The sequence below is a fragment of the Leifsonia sp. 2MCAF36 genome (genome assembly GCF_052115525.1).
Classification (GTDB): domain Bacteria; phylum Actinomycetota; class Actinomycetes; order Actinomycetales; family Microbacteriaceae; genus Leifsonia.
In genome coordinates this window covers 41904-60655 of sequence record NZ_JBFRGV010000002.1, presented here as the reverse complement: position 1 = coordinate 60655, position 18752 = coordinate 41904, and the positions used below count along the sequence as shown (strand labels likewise).

18 protein-coding genes are annotated in these 18752 nt (G+C 69.2%); 2 read left to right on the top strand and 16 right to left on the bottom strand.

Going from position 1 to position 18752, the window contains the following annotated elements; all coding sequences use genetic code 11:
• Positions 1 to 100 precede the first annotated feature (100 nt).
• Complete coding sequence (locus tag AB4079_RS03810; RefSeq protein ID WP_441786256.1) at positions 101 to 466, bottom strand: LysM peptidoglycan-binding domain-containing protein; 366 nt, start codon at positions 464 to 466, stop codon at positions 101 to 103.
• A gap of 242 nt (positions 467 to 708) precedes the next feature.
• Between AB4079_RS03810 and lexA the strand changes: the two genes are divergently transcribed.
• Positions 709 to 1440: a transcriptional repressor LexA gene (lexA, locus tag AB4079_RS03805; protein ID WP_441785961.1), complete on the top strand. Its 732-nt coding sequence runs from the start codon at positions 709 to 711 to the stop codon at positions 1438 to 1440.
• 22 nt (positions 1441 to 1462) lie between these two features.
• Here lexA and AB4079_RS03800 read toward each other — a convergent pair whose 3' ends face one another.
• The 4 genes from AB4079_RS03800 to hflX all read right to left on the bottom strand — a co-directional run bounded on the left by AB4079_RS03800 (position 1463) and on the right by hflX (position 7009).
• Positions 1463 to 1813: a metallopeptidase family protein gene (locus AB4079_RS03800; protein WP_441785960.1), complete on the bottom strand. Its 351-nt coding sequence runs from the start codon at positions 1811 to 1813 to the stop codon at positions 1463 to 1465.
• Between the two features lie 109 nt (positions 1814 to 1922).
• The gene (gene metE / locus AB4079_RS03795; protein WP_441785959.1) at positions 1923 to 4274 is read right to left on the bottom strand and encodes a 5-methyltetrahydropteroyltriglutamate--homocysteine S-methyltransferase; all 2352 of its coding nucleotides are present in this window, start codon (positions 4272 to 4274) and stop codon (positions 1923 to 1925) included.
• On the bottom strand, positions 4271 to 5233 hold the full coding sequence (locus AB4079_RS03790; RefSeq protein ID WP_441785958.1) for a methylenetetrahydrofolate reductase: 963 nt from the start codon (positions 5231 to 5233) through the stop codon (positions 4271 to 4273). The genes metE and AB4079_RS03790 overlap by 4 nt, the downstream gene beginning before the upstream one ends.
• Positions 5234 to 5473: 240 nt before the next feature.
• Positions 5474 to 7009 (bottom strand): GTPase HflX, encoded by a 1536-nt coding sequence (hflX, locus tag AB4079_RS03785; RefSeq protein ID WP_441785957.1) that lies wholly within the window; start codon positions 7007 to 7009, stop codon positions 5474 to 5476.
• A 56-nt stretch (positions 7010 to 7065) separates the two neighbouring features.
• Between hflX and AB4079_RS03780 the strand changes: the two genes are divergently transcribed.
• Complete coding sequence (locus tag AB4079_RS03780; RefSeq protein ID WP_441785956.1) at positions 7066 to 7677, top strand: class I SAM-dependent methyltransferase; 612 nt, start codon at positions 7066 to 7068, stop codon at positions 7675 to 7677.
• Positions 7678 to 7822: 145 nt separating this feature from the next.
• Here AB4079_RS03780 and dapF read toward each other — a convergent pair whose 3' ends face one another.
• From dapF to AB4079_RS03725, 11 genes are all read right to left on the bottom strand, one after another.
• On the bottom strand, positions 7823 to 8701 hold the full coding sequence (gene dapF / locus AB4079_RS03775; RefSeq protein WP_441785955.1) for a diaminopimelate epimerase: 879 nt from the start codon (positions 8699 to 8701) through the stop codon (positions 7823 to 7825).
• A 10-nt stretch (positions 8702 to 8711) separates the two neighbouring features.
• Positions 8712 to 9665: a tRNA (adenosine(37)-N6)-dimethylallyltransferase MiaA gene (miaA, locus tag AB4079_RS03770; protein ID WP_441786255.1), complete on the bottom strand. Its 954-nt coding sequence runs from the start codon at positions 9663 to 9665 to the stop codon at positions 8712 to 8714.
• Positions 9662 to 11272: a tRNA (N6-isopentenyl adenosine(37)-C2)-methylthiotransferase MiaB gene (gene miaB / locus AB4079_RS03765; RefSeq protein WP_441785954.1), complete on the bottom strand. Its 1611-nt coding sequence runs from the start codon at positions 11270 to 11272 to the stop codon at positions 9662 to 9664. Before miaB ends, miaA begins: the two co-directional genes overlap by 4 nt.
• Positions 11273 to 11343: 71 nt before the next feature.
• Entirely contained in the window at positions 11344 to 12108 is a 765-nt protein-coding gene (locus AB4079_RS03760) for a regulatory protein RecX (RefSeq protein WP_441785953.1), read from the bottom strand.
• Between the two features lie 31 nt (positions 12109 to 12139).
• Positions 12140 to 13213 carry a recombinase RecA gene (gene recA / locus AB4079_RS03755; RefSeq protein WP_441785952.1) on the bottom strand — a complete coding sequence of 358 codons (1074 nt, stop codon included), beginning with the start codon at positions 13211 to 13213 and terminating at the stop codon, positions 12140 to 12142.
• 192 nt (positions 13214 to 13405) lie between these two features.
• On the bottom strand, positions 13406 to 13630 hold the full coding sequence (locus AB4079_RS03750; protein ID WP_441785951.1) for a DUF3046 domain-containing protein: 225 nt from the start codon (positions 13628 to 13630) through the stop codon (positions 13406 to 13408).
• 83 nt (positions 13631 to 13713) lie between these two features.
• Positions 13714 to 14025 (bottom strand): helix-turn-helix domain-containing protein, encoded by a 312-nt coding sequence (locus AB4079_RS03745; RefSeq protein ID WP_431218302.1) that lies wholly within the window; start codon positions 14023 to 14025, stop codon positions 13714 to 13716.
• A 159-nt stretch (positions 14026 to 14184) separates the two neighbouring features.
• Entirely contained in the window at positions 14185 to 14706 is a 522-nt protein-coding gene (locus tag AB4079_RS03740; RefSeq protein ID WP_441785950.1) for a CinA family protein, read from the bottom strand.
• Complete coding sequence (pgsA, locus tag AB4079_RS03735) at positions 14693 to 15316, bottom strand: CDP-diacylglycerol--glycerol-3-phosphate 3-phosphatidyltransferase (RefSeq protein ID WP_441785949.1); 624 nt, start codon at positions 15314 to 15316, stop codon at positions 14693 to 14695. The genes AB4079_RS03740 and pgsA overlap by 14 nt, the downstream gene beginning before the upstream one ends.
• Before the next feature lie 8 nt (positions 15317 to 15324).
• Positions 15325 to 18180, bottom strand: coding sequence for a DNA translocase FtsK 4TM domain-containing protein (locus tag AB4079_RS03730; RefSeq protein WP_441785948.1), 2856 nt, complete (start codon positions 18178 to 18180; stop codon positions 15325 to 15327).
• A gap of 70 nt (positions 18181 to 18250) precedes the next feature.
• Positions 18251 to 18742, bottom strand: a complete 492-nt coding sequence (locus AB4079_RS03725; RefSeq protein ID WP_441785947.1) for a GNAT family N-acetyltransferase — start codon at positions 18740 to 18742, stop codon at positions 18251 to 18253.
• Between the last annotated feature and the right edge of the window lie 10 nt (positions 18743 to 18752).

The following is an 18752-nucleotide window of genomic DNA, read 5'->3' as shown; positions in this document are numbered from 1 at the left end:
CAAGGTCGCTGCCCGGCGGAAAACGGAGGACTGTGCGATCGATCAAACCCGGGGGAACGAAAAAGAAGGAGACGCGAGGACGACTCCTCGCAAACTCCTCCTACTTCGCGTACTTGGCAGGAACGGCGAGTTGCTGGCCGGGCGACACCACGGCCGACTCCAGACCGTTCAGGGAGACGATGTCGGCGATCACGTCGCGCGGGTCGGCGTTCGGCGCGACGCGCTCGGCGACCGACCACAGCGAATCGCCCGACTGGACGGAGACGTACTGGAAGCTCACGTGCGTCTGCTCGCCGCTGGCGATGGCGCCGCCACCGTTGAGGGCGAAGACCAGAGCACCGATCACGAGCGGCAGTGCCACCAGGGCCGACAGCACAGCTCGGCCGCGTCGCGTGAGACGCAGGCGGACGCGTGCGCCCTCCGGCAGGGGCGGAACCGCACGAAGGGCGGGAACCGACTCGCTCATCAGTACTGCACTCATTGCCGTGACCTCCTCAGACTCGCGGATGCGAAGCTGTGTTCCGAATGTATCTTCGAATGTCTGAATCCGCAAGGAGCCCGTCGACGAGGAATTTCCCGAGAAAGTTCGCGACACACTCGAACACATGTTTGTCTTCCCCTCTCGACGCGGATACAGTTTCGACTGTCTGAGGACATCAGATCAGGAACCACCGACATTCCTGCCGGACCGCAGTGCAGGGCACCGCAATGCAGACCACTGCAGGCATACCGGTGGACGGCCCCGGCCAGGAGAGGACGCCCGTGTCGAACGAGAACCAGGCCCGCGGAGGCACCCGCCGCCGCAAGAACCTGAGCGACAAGCAGTTGGCGATCCTGGATGTCATCCAGCGGTCGGTGAGCCAGCGCGGCTATCCGCCGAGCATGCGCGAGATCGGCGACGCCGTGGGGCTCTCGTCCCTCTCCTCCGTGACGCACCAGCTGAATCAGCTGGAACTGAGCGGCTACCTGCGACGCGACCCGAACCGTCCCCGTGCGCTCGAGATCCTCATCGACCTCCCGTCGCAGTCCGCGACGCCCGATTACGAGAACCAGACCCCCGTCGGCGACGCCGCCATGGTCCCCCTGGTCGGCCGGATCGCGGCCGGAATCCCGATCACCGCCGAGCAGCAGGTCGACGAGGTGTTCCCGCTCCCCCGCCAGCTGGTCGGCAACGGCGAGCTGTTCATGCTCAAGGTGGTCGGCGAATCCATGATCGATGCGGCCATCTGCGACGGCGACTGGGTCGTCATCCGGGCGCAGAACACGGCCGAGAACGGCGACATCGTCGCGGCCATGCTCGACGAGGAGGCGACGGTCAAGGTCTTCCGTCAGCGCGACGGCCACACCTGGCTGCTGCCGCGCAACTCCAACTTCGAGCCGATCCTGGGCGACTTCGCGCAGGTGCTCGGCAAGGTCGTGGCGGTCCTTCGCGCGGTCTAGCCGCTCAGCGGCCGGCGGGCGGTCACGCCCAGCCGAGTTCCTGCAGGCGCTGGTCGCTGAGGCCGAAGTAGTGCCCGATCTCGTGCACGAGCGTCACCCGCACCCGTGCCCGCAGCTCCTCTTCGGTCGCTGACGTCGCCTTCAGGTTGTTCCGGAACAGCGTGATGCGGTCCGGCAGCTCGCCGAATCCGTACACACCACGACGCGTCAGCGGCCGCCCGCTGTACAGCCCGAACAGGCGCGGCCTGGCTCCGGGCGGCTGGTCCTCGATCAGGATGGCCACATTCTCCAGCGGGCCGACCATGTCGTCCGGCAGCGCATCGAAGATGTCGCCGACCATCCGCTCGAACTCGTCGTCCGCCATCGTCACCATGAGCTCACCCGCACCATGCGCTCATCCTCACACGCCTCCCCGCTCGGCAACGGCCCCGGTTCGCTGTGCGCGTACCGGGGCCGGCCGGGCCGTCGGCCCAGGGAGGAGGTCAGGCCGTGACGGCCGCCCGCTCGCGGACGGCGCGGGTCGCCTCGATGATGTTGCGCAGCGACGCGACCGTCTCGTCGTAGCCGCGGGTCTTCAGCCCGCAGTCCGGGTTCACCCACAGCTGGCGGCCCGGGATGGCCTCCAGCGCCGTCTCCAGCAGCTCGGTCACCTCGGCGACCGATGGGACGCGCGGCGAGTGGATGTCGTAGACGCCCGGGCCGATGCCGTGCTCGAAGCCGGAACGCTGGATGTCGTGAACGACCTCCATCCGGCTGCGCGCGGCCTCGATGCTGGTCACGTCGGCGTCCAGGTTGCGGATCGCGTCGATCACCACCCCGAACTCCGAGTAGCAGAGGTGCGTGTGGATCTGCGTCTCGTCGGCCACGCCGGCGGTCGCCAACCGGAACGAGCCGACCGACCACTCCAGGTAGTCGTCCTGCGCCGCCTTCTTGAGCGGCAGCAGCTCGCGCAGGGCCGGCTCGTCGACCTGGACGACGCGGATGCCCGCCTCCTCCAGGTCCGCGATCTCGTCGCGCAGCGCAAGCGCCACCTGACGGGCGGTCTCTCCGAGCGGCTGGTCGTCGCGCACGAACGACCAGGCCAGGATGGTGACAGGGCCGGTCAGCATCCCCTTCACCGGCTTCTCGGTGAGGCTCTGCGTATACGCCGACCAGTCGACGGTGATCGGGGCGGGACGCGACACATCGCCCCAGAGGATGGACGGCCGCGTGCAGCGCGAACCGTACGACTGCACCCAGCCGTTCTGGGTCACCGCGAAGCCGTCCAGGTTCTCGGCGAAGTACTGGACCATGTCGTTGCGCTCGGGCTCGCCGTGCACGATGACGTCGATCCCGATCTCCTCCTGCAGGTCGACGACGCGCTTGATCTCGTCGCGCATCCGCCCGAGGTACTCCGCCTCGGTGATGAAGCCCTTCCCGAACTGGGCGCGCGAACGGCGGATGTCCGCGGTCTGCGGGAACGACCCGATCGTGGTGGTGGGGAGGAACGGGAGGCCCAGCGCCGCATCCTGCGCCGCCTGGCGCGTGTCGTAGTCGCCGCGACGGAAGTCGGCCCGGGTGAGCGCCGCCTCGCGCTCGCGCACCGCGGGAACACGCACTCCGGGTGCCGAAGCGCGGTCGGCCAGCGCCGCCGTCGCCGCGCTGAGCTCGTCCTGGATGGCCTCGTGGCCGTCGACGATGCCGCGGGCGAGCACCGCCACCTGCGCGACCTTCTGGTCGGCGAAGGCGAGCCAGGTCTTCAGGCGCGCGTCGAGGTCGGGCTCGTCGTCCACGTCGTGCGGGACGTGCAGCAGCGACGTGGAAGTGGACACCGCCACATCCGGGCTGAGGGAGAGGAGCTCGGTCAGCGTGCCGAACGCCGACTCCAGGTCGCCGCGCCAGATGTTGTGGCCGTCGATGACGCCACCGACGATGGTCTTCTGCTTCAGAGCGGACGCAGTGGCCGCGTCGATCCCGGACGGCACCGAGCCGCGGACCAGGTCGAGGGAGATGGCCTCCACCGGGGTGGCCGCGAGCGGCGCGAGGGCGTCGTCGAGGCTGCCGTAGGGGGCGGCGACGAAGATCGCCGGCCGGTCGGTCGCCGTGCCCAGCTCGTCGTACGCTGCGCGCACCGCCGCCAGTACCGCATCCCGCGGCTCGTCGATGCTCTCGCTGACCAGGGCCGGCTCATCCAGCTGCACCCACGGGGCGCCTGCGGCCGCAAGACGCGCCAGCAGCTCGCGGTACACCGGGAGCAGATCGGCGAGACGGGAGAGCGGCCGGAAGCCCTCAGGGGCGTCGTCGCCCGGCTTGCTCAGCAGCAGGAAGGTCACCGGGCCGACGAGGACCGGGCGAGTGACGAAGCCCGCTGCTCGGGCCTCCTCGAACTCGCGCACGAGGCGGTCGGACGCGAGACGGAAGTCCGTCTCCGGCCCGATCTCCGGCACCAGGTAGTGGTAGTTGGAGTCGAACCACTTGGTCATCTCCAACGGCGAGTTGTCACCCTCGCCGCGGGCGATCGTGAAGTAGCCGGCCAGGTCGACGGAACCGCCCGTGCGCACGAGCGCGCTGAAGCGCGACGGCACGGCGCCCACGGCGACGGCAGCATCCAGCACCTGGTCGTAGTAGCTGAAGCTCTCCGGGATGGACGCGTCGGTGCGGCCGAGGCCCAGCGACGCGAGGCGCTCGCGGGTGACGGCGCGCAGCTCGGCGGCGGTCGCCTCCAACTCGTCCGCGGTGATGCTGCCGGCCCAGAACGCCTCGACGGCCTTCTTGAGTTCGCGGCGGCGCCCGATGCGGGGGTAGCCGATGATCGTGCCCGCGGGGAAGGCGGGGCGCGCAGTGGTGTCGGTCATGCTGTTTCCTTCTGGGTGGTGGGGCGGTCGTGGTCGCCGGCCGGCAGGGCGCCGATCCGGTCCAGCACCGAGAGAACGGCCTCGTGCTGGTTGAACGTGTACAGGTGGAGTCCTGGGGCGCCGCCGTCGAGCAGGCGCTGACCGAGGCGGGCGGCCCAGGCGATGCCGATCTCGCGGCGGCCCTCGTCGGTCGGTTCGACCTCCAGCTCGATGGCGAGGTCGCTGGGCAGGTCCTCGCCGCTCAGCTCCAGCATCCGCTTCAGTCGGGCGGGGCTGGTGACGGGCATGATGCCCGGCAGGATGGGGAAATCGACCCCGGCCTCGGCGGCGCGCTGCGCGAAATGCAGGTAGTCCTCGGCGTGGAAGAACAGCTGGGTGATCCCCAGGTTCGCGCCCGCCGCCTGCTTCGCGAGCAGCGCGTCGATGTCCTGCGAGACGGAGTGCGACGACGGGTGGCCGTTCGGGAACGCCGCGACCGCGATCTGGACGTGCTCGCGGTGCTGCAGCACCGCGTGGGCGCGCAGCTCGGGCACGGACAGCTCGCCGTACGGCACCCGCTCGGCCTGGACGCGGTGGATGAGCTGCACGAGCTCTGCGGTCGTGCGGATGTCGCCGATCGGGTCCGCGCCCTCCGGAAGGTCGACCGGCGGATCGCCCCGGATCGCCAGGAAGCGGCGCACGCCGGCATCCAGGAACTCCCGGATCAGCCGGTTGGCCTCCTCGTGGGACGACCCAACGCACGTGAGGTGGGCCATCGGGCTGACGTCGGTGTGCTGCAGGATGTAGCGGAGCACGTCGAGGGATGCCGTACGCGAGGAGCCGCCGGCGCCGAACGTCACCGAGATGAAATCGGGGCGCACCGCCGCCAGCCGGTCGATGGTGGCCGGGAGCGCGGCCGCGGCGCGCTCGTTGCGCGGCGGGTACAACTCGAAGGAGTACCGGGACTCGGTACAGCTCATGGGATCCTCGGATGGTCGGACAGCGGCACGGGACACCCCGCCCCGCGCTCCAGGCACGGGGAGGGTTTCACGGGCGGGTGCCGGGCTCGGCTGTCGCACCACGTCAGCGGATCGCCCGCTTCGGTTGAGAGGAATCTAGCAACACGGAAGGCCGGACGGAATCGCCTGCGTCATGCTTCGACACAGTCGCTCCGTCCGGCCTCCCGGATCGGCCCCCCGCCGGCGGGCGGGCGCCGGCGGTTACGCGGTCGTGCCCACCTCGAACGGTTCGAACGCCGCGTGGTACTCCGGCATGATCCGCGCCGTCACGCGCGTCCCCTCCTCCACATACTCGGTCGAGATGACCCGGCCGCGCTCGTGCAGGGCGGAGATCAGGTCGCCGCGGTCGTACGGCACCACGAGCTCCACCTCCAGGGACGGGTCGGGCAGCAGCCGCGCGATGGCGGCGAGCACCTCATCGATGCCTTCGCCGGTGCGGGCGGAGGCGAAGATGGCGCCCGGCTCCAGGCCGCGCAGCACCAGGCGGTCGTCCTCGGCGATCAGGTCGGCCTTGTTGAAGACCACGATCTCCGGGATGTCGCGCGCACCGACCTCGCCGATGACATCGCGGACCGTCGCCAGCTGCGACGCCGGGTCGGGGTGCGAACCGTCGACCACGTGGACGATGACGTCGGAATCGGCGACCTCCTCCAGCGTCGAACGGAACGCCTCCACCAGCTGGTGCGGCAGGTTGCGCACGAAGCCGACCGTGTCGGCCAGTGTGTAGAGCCGGCCGTCGGCCGTCACACTGCGGCGGACAGTCGCATCCAGCGTCGCGAACAGCGCGTTCTCGACCAGCACACCGGCCTTCGTCACGCGGTTCAGCAGGCTCGACTTGCCGGCGTTCGTGTAGCCGGCGATCGCCACGGACGGCACCGAGTTGCGGTTCCGGTTCGCGCGCTTCGCCTCGCGCGCCGGCTTGAAGCCGGCGATCTGCTTGCGCAGACGGGCCATGCGCGTGTGGATACGACGACGGTCCAGCTCGATCTTCGTCTCACCGGGACCACGCGAACCCATACCGGCGCCCGCGCCACCCACCTGGCCACCGGCCTGGCGGGACATCGACTCGCCCCAACCGCGCAGGCGCGGCAGCAGGTACTCGAGCTGTGCGAGCTCGACCTGCGCCTTGCCCTCACGGCTCTTGGCGTGCTGGCTGAAGATGTCGAGGATCACCGCGGTGCGGTCGATGACCTTCACCTTCACCACGTCCTCCAGCGCACGACGCTGGCTCGGCGCCAGCTCGGTGTCGGCGATGACGGTGTCGGCGCCCAGGGCCGCGACGAGGCCGGCGAGCTCCTCCGCCTTGCCGCGTCCGAGGTAGGTGCTGGCGTCGGGATGCGGTCGCCGTTGCAGCAGTCCGTCGAGCACCGCCGCACCGGCGGTCTCGGCGAGCGCCGCCAGCTCGCGCATCGAGTTCTCCGCATCCTGAAGCGAACCCTGCGAGTACACGCCGATCAGCACCACGTTCTCGAGGCGCAGCTGCCGGTACTCGACCTCGGTGACGTCCTGCAGCTCGGTCGACAGCCCGGACACGCGGCGGAGCGCTGCGCGCTCCTCGCGGTCGAACTGCTCGCCGTCGTGCGAGCCGCCGTCGGCGCCCTCCGCCTGCAGCGCCTGGGCCCGGGAGCCGAGGCTCCCGCCGAACAGCGTCACCGACGCGCGGTTCTGCTCGGTCGCGAGCACGCGCGCGACCACGTCGTCAGCGTCGTGTTCGCGGATATCGGTCTTATCAGTCATTCAGTTCCTCTGATCTGGGTTAACCCTAGTTTGTTCGTGTCCTGTACGGTCTCGTTATGGCCAGCGGAGATCACTACTTTTCCCCGGCGCCCGAAAGCGAAGTCAACCTGCGGCCGTTCACCGCGCGCCTGGACGGACAGACGTACGAACTGGTGACGGCCAACGGGATCTTCAGCCCCGAGCGCATCGATGCGGGTACGAGAGTGCTGCTGGACCATGTCCCATCAGCGCCGCCCGGCGGGAATCTCCTCGACCTGGGCTGCGGCTGGGGACCGCTGGCTCTCACACTTGCTCTCGAATCCCCTCATGCGACGGTGTGGGCCGTCGACGTCAACAACCGAGCGCTGGATGTGGTGCGCAGGAATGCGCAGAAGCTCGGCCTCACTAATGTAAACCCGGTCACTCCGGATAATGTTCCCGACGACGTGCAATTCACGACGATCTGGTCCAACCCGCCGATCCGCGTCGGCAAGAACGAGCTGCACGCGATCCTGGAGCAGTGGCTGCCGCGACTGGAGCCCGGCTCGGACGCCTGGCTCGTCGTCCAGCGGAACCTCGGAAGCGACTCCCTGCACCGCTGGATCCAGTCGACCCTGCCCCAACTGACCACGACCCGCGTGGCCACCGCCAAGGGCTACCGCGTCCTCCGCGCCCGCGCCCACCCCTGACCGCGCGCCCTCCGCGCCGCACCTCCGCCCCTCCGCCCCACAGCCCCACCGTCGAGTACACACTTTGTGCACGCTCCGACGGCGTGGCGCGTGTAGAAAGTGTGGACTCGACGCTGGGGCGGATGGCGCTGGGGGGTGGGTCAGGTTAGGCGAGGTCCAGGGTTCCGGTGAAGGTGAGGGCGGCGGGGCCGGAGAGGCCGACGTGCTCGCCGTCCTCGGTCGGGAACATACGGACGCCGACCGTGCCGCCGGGCACATCCACGCGCCATTGGTTCGGTGCTCCCTCACCGGCCCAGTAGCGGACAGCGAGCGCCGCGGCAGCCGCCCCGGTGCCGCAGGAGAGCGTCTCGCCGCTGCCGCGCTCGTGCACGCGCATCCGGATGCGGCCGACGCCGTCCGTCACGAGGGGCTCGTGCGGGACGACGAACTCGACGTTCGCGCCGTGCTCGGGCTCGGGCTCCAGGTGCGGGATGTACGACAGGTCGGCGGCATCGAGCTCGGAGTCGTCGGCCACCGCGACCACCACGTGGGGGTTGCCCATGTCGATGCCGAGTCCCGGGCGAGCGACCGGGAGTTCCTTCGCGCGGACCAGGGGTTCGCCGCCGGCGAGGTCCCAGCGGCCGAGGTCGACCTGGAAGCCGTTCGTGCTGCGCTGCACGTCGCGGACGCCGGAGCGGGTGCCGATCGCGATCGTCCCGCCCTCCGGCAGCTCGGCGAGACCGGTCTCCAGCAGGTAGCGGACGTACACGCGGATGCCGTTCCCGCACATCTCGGCGGGCGACCCGTCGGCATTGTAATAGTCCATGAACCAGGTGGCTCCGTCGTCCTCGGCCAGGGCGGCCTCCCCCGCCGGCAGGTGCGCGGACCGGACCGCGCGGATGACGCCGTCGGCGCCGACGCCGAAGTGCCGGTCGCATATCTCCGCGATCTGGGCGGCGGTGAGCGGCAGCCGGCCCTCGGGGTCGGAGTACAGCACGAAGTCGTTGCCCGTGCCCTGACCCTTGGTGAAGTGGATGGTCGCCATGCTCCCCAGCCTATCGATTCGGATCCGACGCTTCGTCGACCAGCTCGAGCGCAGCATCCACAAGCCCGGCGTCGTCGTAGTCGAGCCAGTGGATGTCGGGGTAGCGCTTGAACCAGCTGACCTGCCGCCGGGCGTAGCGCCGGGTCAGCTGCTGGGTCTGCGCGATCGCCCCGTCGCGCGTGAGCTCACTGCGCAGCTCGGCGAGCGCCTGCGCGTAGCCGATCGCCCGTCGGGCGGTGACGCCGCGGTCGATCCCGTTCGGGATGAGCTCGGTCACCTCGGCGAGCAGGCCCTCCGCCCACATGCGCTCCACCCGGGCGTCGAGGCGCTCGACGAGTTCGTCGCGCGGTGCGGCCAGGCCGATGATGACCGTCGGGTCGTGCCAGGGTGCCGGTTCGTCCGGGAGCGCGCCGGTCACGGACGTTCCGGTGAGCTGGGCGACCTCCAGGGCGCGGACGAGACGGCGGCCGTTGCGGGAGCCGATGCGCCGCGCCGCCTCCGGGTCCACCTCGGCGAGTCGCTGAAACAGCATCCCCGGGCCGTGCTCGGTCAACTCGGCCTCGAGCCGGGCCCGCAGTTCCGGGTCGGTGCCCGGGAAGCGGAGGTCGAACAGGACGCTGGAGACGTAGAGCCCGGAGCCGCCGACGAGGATCGGCACCGCGCCGCGCTGCAGGATGTCTGCGATCGTCTCGCGGGCGACCGGCTGGTAGCGGGCGACGGTGGCCTCGTCGGTGACGTCGAGCACGTCGAACAGGTGGTGCGGGATGCCGCGCCAGTCGGCCGGATCGATCTTGGCGGTGCCGATGTCCATGCCCCGGTACAGCTGCATCGCGTCGGCGTTGACCACCTCGGCGGACCGTCCGCGGGCTCGCATCGCCTCGGCCAGCGCGAGCGACAGGTCTGTCTTGCCGGTCCCGGTCGGACCGACGATGGCGACCAGCGGAGGGGCCGGCGTCGCGCTCAGCGCTGCCCGTCCGTCGGGTCGTAGATCGGCATCGTGCCTACGCCGGGCGACGTGAGCGGCTCGCGAGTGCGGAGCGTCGGCAGCCCGAGCAGCACCGGGCCGGCGCCGGCGGTGGATGTCGCGCCTCCGTGAGCCGGGACGGCGCACGACTCGGCCTCGGCGCGGTCCCACGCCTCCCCCGCTCGTGTGCGCCGGATGCGCAACGGCGCGCCGTCGTCGGCGTCGGCGATCAGGTAGTGGGGTGCCGCCTGCGTGATGCGCACGGTCACGACATCACCGGGCCGCGGCAGCTCCGAGCCGGCCGGTACCTCGAAGTGGACAAGCCGGCTGTCTCGGGCGCGACCGCTGAGACGGTGGGTGTCCGCGTCTTTCCTGCCCTCGCCGTTGGCGACGAGGAGCTCGACCTCGCGGCCGATGAGTGTGTGGTTCTCTTCGAGGGAGATCCGCTCCTGGAGTGCGGTGAGGCGCTCGTAGCGGTCTTGCACGACCTCCTTCGGCACCTGGTCTGCCATGGTGGCCGCCGGTGTGCCCGGGCGGATCGAGTACTGGAACGTGAACGCCGACGCGAAGCGCGCCGCCTCCACCACTCGCAGTGTCTCCTGGAAGTCGTCCTCGGTCTCACCGGGGAACCCGACGATGATGTCGGTGCTGATGGCCGCGTCCGGGAGCTTGGCGCGGACGCGGTCGAGGATGCCGAGGAACTTGTCCGATCGGTAGGAACGACGCATGAAGCGCAGGATGCGGTCGGAGCCGGACTGAAGGGGCATGTGCAGCTGCGGCATCACGTTGGGCGTCTCGGCCATCGCGTCGATCACGTCGTCGGTGAACGCCGCCGGGTGCGGGCTGGTGAAGCGGATGCGCTCCAGCCCCTCGATCTGACCTGCCGCACGCAGCAGCTTGCTGAAGGCCTGACGGTCGCCGAACTCGACCCCGTACGAGTTCACGTTCTGACCGAGCAGCGTCACCTCGATGGCGCCGTCGTCCACGAGGGCCTGGATCTCGGCGAGGATGTCGCCGGGACGGCGGTCCTTCTCTTTGCCGCGGAGGGAGGGGACGATGCAGAAGGTGCAGGTGTTGTTGCAGCCGACCGAGATGGAGACCCAGCCGGAGTAGGACGAGTCGCGCTTCGTGGGCAGCGTCGACGGGAAGGTCTCGAGCGATTCCAGGATTTCGATCTCGGCAGCGTCGTTGTGGCGGGCACGCTCGAGGAGGCTGGGCAGCGACCCCATGTTGTGCGTGCCGAACACGACATCGACCCAGGGCGCCTTCTCGAGGATGACGTTCTTGTCTTTCTGGGCGAGGCACCCGCCGACGGCGATCTGCATGCCGTGGTGTCGTCGTTTGACGCTGGCCAGGTGCCCGAGGTTGCCGTAGAGCTTGTTGTCGGCGTTCTCGCGCACCGCGCATGTGTTGATCACGACGATGTCAGCCTCTTCGCCGTTCGCGGGCACATAGCCGGCCGCCTCGAGGGACCCGCTGAGTCGCTCCGAGTCGTGCACGTTCATCTGACAGCCGAATGTCCGCACCTCGTACGTGCGCGGCCGTCCATCGGCGCTGACCGCCGCCTCGGACGGCTCGATGACGCTGCGCTGTTCCAGGATGCTCATGATGGCGTCCAGTCTACGTTTCTCGTGCGCCGCTCTTGGAAGCCGCTATTGGGAGCCGCTCTTGCAAACCGCTATTGGAAACGGACGCCGGAGCCTCCGCGCGACCGGCGCCCGGCGAAGGCGGCGTCCATCGCCTTGCGGACGACGTCGGAGGCGTAGCCCTTCCGGGACAGAAACCCGTGCAAGCGTCGGCGAGCCGTCTCGTCGTCGTACGACGACAGCTGGCCCATCCGCTTGACCGCGAGTTCCGTCGCCCGCTCGAGTTCGTCGTCGTCGCCGATGTCGGACAGAGCCGTCTCGATCAGCAGAGGATCGATATGCCGACGCTTGAGCTCCTGCTCGATCGCCGTGCGCCCGAGTCCCTTGCGGCTGTGCTGGGTGAACGCCAGCGACGTCGCGAGCGACGCATCGTCGATCACGCCCATCGCCTCGAGCCGGTCGAGCTCCGGGGCGTATACCTCGGGGTCGATCTCCCGCTTGTTCAGGAGCTGTTCGAGCTCCCAGCGCGACATCCCACGGCGCGCGAGCTGTCGGATGGCCACTCCCGTCGTCTTGCGCGTCTGTCGTTCGGTTTCTTCGTCGATCTCGTCACCGGTGCCGGCGCCGAGAGCCGACGCGGCAGATGCCGCGGGCTCCCCGCCCCACGTGTTGTTCCAGCCGCCGGCAGATGGCCTCTCGGCGCTCGCCAGTTCGACCACGGGGCGAGCAGCAGACCGCCGGGACGGGTGGTCTTCACCACCGCACCCACGATCGGGCGCCGCACGCCGCAGCGGCGTGACAGGAGCGAGCCGCTCCCCCTCTTCCCCCTCGGGCGACGACGGGAATCTCACCACCACGCGGAACTCCTCTGGGAGGCGACAGGCACGATCACGCGCCCTTGCGGGCCTTCAGCTTGTCTTCGATGGATCCGACGTTGGTCGGCTCTTCGGCCACGGCGTTCGGGTCGGCGATGATTCCGAGCTTGATCTTGATCTTCTGTTCGATCTCCGCTGCCACGTCGGGGTTCGCGATCAGGAAGTTGCGCGAGTTCTCCTTGCCCTGACCGAGTTGGTCGCCCTCGTAGGTGTACCAGGCGCCCGACTTCTTGACGATCGCGTGCTCCACACCGAAGTCGAGGAGGCTGCCCTCGCGGGAGATGCCGACCCCGTACAGGATGTCGAACTCAGCCTGCTTGAAGGGCGGCGCCATCTTGTTCTTGACGACCTTGACACGCGTCCGGTTACCGACCGCGTCGGTGCCGTCTTTCAGAGTCTCGATGCGACGGATGTCGAGGCGGACCGACGCGTAGAACTTGAGCGCCTTACCGCCGGCGGTCGTCTCGGGGCTTCCGAAGAACACACCGATCTTCTCTCGCAGCTGGTTGATGAAGATCATCGTGGTGTTGGTCTGGCTGAGACCGCCGGTGAGCTTGCGGAGAGCCTGGGACATCAGTCGGGCCTGGAGACCCACGTGGGAGTCACCCATCTCGCCCTCGATCTCAGCACGCGGCACGAGCGCTGCGACGGAGTCGATCACGATGAGGTCGATCGAGCCGCTTCTCACGAGCATGTCGGCGATCTCGAGCGCCTGCTCACCCGTGTCGGGCTGCGACACCAGGAGAGCGTCGATGTCGACGCCGAGCTTCCGGGCGTATTCCGGGTCGAGGGCGTGCTCCGCGTCGATGAAGGCGGCGATGCCACCGCCGCGCTGCGCGTTGGCGATCGCGTGCAGGGTCAGGGTCGTCTTACCCGACGACTCCGGGCCGTAGATCTCGATGATGCGGCCGCGCGGGAGACCCCCGATGCCGAGTGCGACGTCCAGTGCGATCGACCCGGTCGAGACGACCTCGACGGGGGCGCGCTCGTCGCTGCCCAGTCGCATGACCGAGCCCTTGCCGAACTGGCGGTCGATCTGCGCGAGGGCGGTCTCGAGCGCCTTTTCGCGGTCTGCGGGTGATGGCATGTGCGTTCTCCTTCGTGGGCTTCGGTACGGTTCGACTCTAGGAGTGACGTCCGACACTCGAAGCGGTGGACGCGCATTCTGTGGACAACCGGTTTTCGACTGCCGTTGTGAAGAAGTGTAGCCAGGTCCGAACATATCTTCGAGAGTTCGGAATCGGCGTGTCGCAGCTTGTCAGCGCTGCGGAGCTTCGGTTCAGCGCTGCGGAGCAGGCTTCCCGGCTCCGTACCAGCGCGAGGACGGCACGCCCGTCTCGCGACAGAGGGCGAGCCACACCTCGCGGGGAGGTAGCCCTGCTGCGATCGCCTCATTCCCGGTGCGCCCGCCGAGTTCGGCGAGGACGAGGTCGGTCAGCAACGTCTGGCCGTACGAGCTGCCGAACTCATCCGAGACGGCGCGCTGGAACTCGCTGAGCTTCATGGTTCCTTATTTCGAGAGAACAGCTGGATGGGAAAACGAAGGACGCCCCGCGAACCGCGGGGCGTCCTCAAGAGTGTTCGGAATCAGCGGGCGACCAGGTCCGAGTCCAGAGCGGAGACGAACTCGTCCGGAATGGTGTCCGGAATCACCGGCTCGAGGCCTTCGAGGACCGCGATGCGGTCACCGACCTCGCGCATGATGACCGAGACCGGGGTCTCGAGCGCGTCTGCCACCGAGGCGAGGATTTCGCTCGACGCCTCTTTCTGTCCGCGCTCGACCTCGCTGAGGTACCCGAGCGCCACGCTCGCCTTGCTGGCGACCTGGCGAAGCGTACGACCCTTCTGCAGGCGGAAGTCCCTGAGCACGTCGCCGATTTCCTGACGTACAAGAATCATTCGGAGCCTCCCTCTCTTTGCCCTGCCGACGTATCGATGGGATACGAATGTACCGCATCCCTGTCCTCCACGATATCGAGGACCACTGGGCTTTTCTTGTGAATGCAACAGGTGTAACCAGACCGAAACACCGCGTATTCCCGCGGTAACCCGGGATCTTCACCCAACCGTTATGTCGAGCTCCGACGCGAGCGCCCGGACCGCCTCCGCGACGGTCCGGCGACGGATGGTGTCCCGGTCGCCGGAGAGCTCGAGCGTCACCGCGCGGGTCCCCTGCGCCGACGACACGCCGACGTACACGGTGCCGACGGGGCGCCCGCCCTGTGGGTCCGGACCGGCCACTCCTGTGGTCGAGACGCCGACGTCCGCCGGCCGTCCGCCGACCGCCAGCCGGCTCCGCACTCCGTCCGCGAGCTGCCGCGCCACCTCGGGGTGAACAGGCCCTTCGGTGGCCAGGACGTCCGCATCCACCCCGACCAGTGTGTGCTTCAGCTCGGTCGCGTAGACCACCGCGCCACCGAGGACGACCGCGGAGGCGCCGGGAACGCTGGTCAACTCGGCGGTGAGCAGGCCGCCGGTCAGGGACTCGGCGACCGCGATGGTCAGCTGCCGCTCGATGAGTTCCCTGACGACGTCGACGGTCGCTGAGGACGCCACCGGAGCCCGGTCAGGCGAGGGCACGCTTCGCCCTCCGCCCCTTCCACGCCTGCCAGAGGTAGTCGATCCCGGTCCAGACGGTCAGGATCACGGCGGCGGTCATCAGGATGCCGTTCGCCCAGAAGACCCAGTCGCCGAATACGGTCCACAGCGGCAGCAGTGCGGCGGAGATGGCCACCGACTGGACGATGGTCTTGATCTTCCCGCCACGCGAAGCCGCGATGACGCCCTGCCGGATCACGGCGAAGCGGTACACGGTGATGCCGACCTCGCGGACGAGGATGACGACCGTCACCCACCAGGGCAGCTCGCCGAGGATGGACAGCGCGATGAGGGCACCGCCGGTGAGCACCTTGTCGGCGATCGGGTCGAGGAGCTTGCCGAGATCGGTGACCATCCCGTTCCGGCGCGCCAGAGCTCCGTCGACGCCGTCCGTCGCGATGGCCAGGATGAACAGCACGGCCGCAGCCCAGCGCAACCAGCCGTCGTCACCGCCGTCGGACAGCAGCATCCAGACGAAGAGCGGGGCGAGAAGGATGCGCACCACCGTGATGGCGTTGGGCAGGTTCCAGTTGCTCACGCGCTTCGCTCCGCCATCCGAGGCGGCGGGCGGAGGCGTGTGGGGCACCGACATCGCGGTCTTCACTCCCTGTCGGTCAGCTGCCAGGCGTCCTCGTCCGAGTCGCCCTCGACCTCAGGATAGCCCGCCGTCATCTCGGCGACGGGGTCGGCGCCGTAGCGGTCCTCACTGTCGCCGAACGCCGCGCCCGCCTGCGGAGCAGGCAACCCGACGGCCGGACCAGCGCCTACACCGGCTGCGGCAGGAGCAGCCGCCGGTGCCGCGGCGGCCGACGGCGGCTCTTCGCCGCGCAAGCGTGCGATGACCTGCGGCAGCTGCTCCGCCGTCACGAGCACGTCACGGGCCTTCGAGCCCTCCGACGGCCCGACGATCTCCCGGGACTCCAGCAGGTCCATCAGGCGGCCCGCCTTGGCGAAACCGACGCGCAGCTTGCGCTGCAGCATGGACGTCGATCCGAACTGCGACGACACGACCAACTCGGCGGCGGCGAGCAACAGCTCGAGGTCGTCGCCGATGTCGGAGTCGATCTGCTTCCGCTCGGCCCCGACCGTGACATCCTGCCGGTACTCGGGCCGCGCCTGCCGGGTCACGTGCGCGACGACCTTCTGGATCTCGTCCTCGTTCACCCACGCGCCCTGGACGCGCACCGCTTTGGAGGCGCCCATCGGCAGGAAGAGGCCGTCGCCCTGGCCGATGAGCTTGTCCGCTCCCGGCTGGTCGAGGATGACGCGGGAGTCGGTGACGCTGGTGACCGCGAAGGCGAGGCGCGACGGCACGTTCGCCTTGATCAGACCGGTGACCACGTCGACCGACGGACGCTGCGTCGCGAGCACCAGGTGGATGCCGGACGCACGGGCCAGCTGCGTGATGCGGACGATCGAGTCTTCGACGTCGCGTGGCGCCACCATCATCAGGTCGGCGAGCTCGTCCACCACGACGAGGAGGTAGGGGTAGGGCTTGAGCGTGCGCTCACTGCCGGCGGGGAGGACGATCTCGTTGTTGACCACCGCGCGGTTGAAGTCGTCGATGTGGCGGAAGCCGAAGCTCGCCAGGTCGTCGTACCGCATGTCCATCTCTTTCACGACCCACTGCAAGGCCTCCGCGGCCTTCTTGGGGTTCGTGATGATGGGGGTGATCAGGTGCGGGACTCCGCCGTAGATCGTGAGCTCGACGCGCTTCGGGTCGATGAGCACCATCCGCACCTCCGACGGCTTGGCGCGCATCAGGAGGCTCGTGATCATCGAGTTGACGAAGCTCGACTTGCCGGAGCCCGTGGAACCGGCGACCAGCAGGTGGGGCATCTTCGCCAGGTTCGCGACCACGAACCCGCCGCCGACGTCTTTGCCGACGCCGATGGTCATCGGGTGCGTGCTCTTGGCCGCGGCCGGGGAGCGCAGGATGTCGCCCAGCGACACGATCTCGCGGTCCGAATTCGGAATCTCGACGCCGATCGCGCTCTTCCCCGGGATGGGCGAGAGGATGCGGACCTCGTTGCTCGCCACCGCGTAGGAGAGGTTCTTGCTCAGAGCCGTGACACGCTCCACCTTCACGCCCGGACCCAGCTCGATCTCGTACTGCGTGACCGTCGGTCCGCGCGAGTAGCCGGTGACCTTCGCGTCGACGCCGAACTGGGTCAGCACCTCGGTGATGGCGGCGACGATCTCGTCGTTTGCACCCGAACGCGTCTTCGCGGGCGTGCCGGCGGAGAGCATGGATGCCGACGGCAGGTTGTAGGGCGCGGTCGGCTGCGGCAGGGCAGGAGGCTCGGCGGCGTCTTCGTCGAAGTCGCCCACTCCGGCCTGGAAACCGGGCAGCACCGCGCCCGCCCCGGGGATCCCGCCCGCGGTCGGAAGGGGCGCGAGGGCGGTCGGCGGTTGCTCACCGGTGAACCGCTGCAAGGCGTCTTCAGCGTGCGCGAGCTCGCTGAGCACCTCGGTGTTGTAATGATCGCTGGCCGGGTCCGGCTCGAGGGCGCTGTCGAACTCGCCCTTCCCGCGCTGCGGAGCTCCGAAGACCTCGCTGAGGCCGTCCCGGGCGGAAGAGTCGTAGTCCGGGTCTTCCTCGCGCTGCGACTTGTTGCGACGCCACCACGGCAGGTTCGCCTCGGTCTCGGGCTGGTCGTCCACTCCGTCGAGTTCGACCTGCTTGGACTTCGCCCCTTTGGCCGCCTCCTTCGCCTCGAGGCGTTCGTCTTCGGTCGGGAGTTGGGCGCCGAACAGGTAGGCGTACAGCTCACGGATGCGTTCGGGCAGCTTGTTCGGCGGGGTCTTCGTGATGATGAAGAGACTCAGGATGAGCAGCAGGATGACGACCGCACCGGCCCCGTATGGCGTGATCACGAGCGAGAGCGGAGCCGCGATCAGCCAGCCCAGGACGCCGCCGGCCTGCGCCAGTGCGATCATGCCGTCGCTGGGCGACGGGTGCGGGCTGAACAGATGGCAGAGCCCGGAGACCGTCAGCAGCAGGATGCTGAGCCCGATCCCGATACGCGTGTTGTCGTGCACCGAGCTGGGATGCCGGAACAGCCAGGCGGCGAACAGCACCATCACGACCGGCAGCGCGAACGCGACCCGGCCGAACAGGCCGCCGAAGGTCCAGGCGTCGAGGGTGCGTGCGACCTGGTCATTGATGAGGAACCACTCGACCACGGCCCCGGCGATCGCCAGGAGGACCAGGAAGAACGGAAAACCGTCGCGCCGCTCCTCTTTGCTGAACTTCTCCGGTCCGAGCGCGCGGAAGGCAGCGCCGGTGAGGTGCGCCAGACCCATCCAGGCTCGGATGAGCGGACTGGGTCCCGCATCGGCGGCCGGGTAGGCGACCGTCTTCTGCTGCGCGGTCTTCGACGCCGGCTTGCGCGCGGTCGACCCGCCGCGACCGGAGCCCCGGGCGCGAGAATTCGACTTGGTGCTCGTGGCCATGGGCACAACGGTACGTCGTGCCCCCGTCATCGTGCGGCTCCCGCGCCTGGATTGTGGAAAATCCGGCGTGTCAGCGAACTGTGCGAACCATCGTGTCGGCGTCGTCGCGCGAGGCGACCGTGACGTACCCCTCGCTCACATACAGTCGCTGAGCGAAGTTGCCGCGCTGGACGCTCAGACTCACTCGGGCATGCCCTCGGGCCGCCGCCGTCGTCGCGAGCTCACGCAGCAGCGCCCGCCCGGCTCCGCGAGCGCGCCACTGCGGATAGACGCCCAGGATGAGCTCCGGCACGCCGACCGCGACGAAGCCGTGGCCGGGCGCATTCGCCGGAAAGAGCCGCGCCCAGCACGCGCCGACGGGAACGCCTCCGGCGTCCTCCGCGACGCAGCCGAAGTCACCCGGCCGTTGCCAGCCGGCGACGTACCGCGTCACCGCGCGATCCTCCAGCACCGTCACGCGGCTGCGCGAGAGGACCGGGTTCCAGTTCGCCGCCTCCACCAGCATGTCGGCCAGGACGCGTGCGTCCTGGCCGGTCGCTGGACGGATGCGGAACGGGTACATGCGCAAACGC